The following is a 540-nucleotide window of genomic DNA, read 5'->3' as shown; positions in this document are numbered from 1 at the left end:
CAAATCGGGATGCTCTTCAAACACAAACAGGTTGCCCATGTTCCGTTTCAGGCTGAAATAGGCGCTGCGCAGTCTGGGATGGGTGTAGTGGGATTTACCCGTTTCGGGGTTCTTTGTGCGTTCGTTGAAGAAGTCTTTGTGCCGTTCGAACCATGCTTTCAGGCTGCTTTCAAAGCCGGCTCTGCGGCCGCTTTTTAATGTCAGTGCCAAGTGCCACAGCTCTTGCCCCGCAGCTGTTTGCGGGTTGCGCGTCAGGTATCGGCCGACGGTTTTGACTTGGTGGAAATGGCAAAGTTGTACGGGAATATCGGGGAACAGTTGCGGCAGACCTTTACGGCCGTCGCAAACGATGCTTTGTATTTCAATGCCTTTGGCTTTCAGGCTGCCGATGGCTTCGGCGTAAAGGGCGTTGTTTTCGTTTCTGACTTAGGTTACCGAAAGCGCTTTGCCGCTGATACTGTCGAACAAAACCATGACGCCGAAACGGCGCCCGAAGTAGGTGGTATCCATCACGACGTTGGTGCATTGGGGTTCGGCAAG

The 540-nt window shown here is 53.3% G+C and carries 1 pseudogene; it reads right to left on the bottom strand.

The annotated features are described in order from the left end of the window. Nucleotides 1-414 (bottom strand): annotated as a pseudogene (locus tag MB824_RS11755) (IS256 family transposase, variant Zn-binding type); the annotation flags it as partial. Between the last annotated feature and the right edge of the window lie 126 nt (nucleotides 415-540).

Origin of the sequence: Kingella pumchi (assembly GCF_022288825.1) — a bacterium.
GTDB classification, from domain to species: Bacteria; Pseudomonadota; Gammaproteobacteria; order Burkholderiales; family Neisseriaceae; genus Kingella_D; species Kingella_D pumchi.
This window is presented reverse-complemented; position numbering and strand designations above follow the sequence as displayed.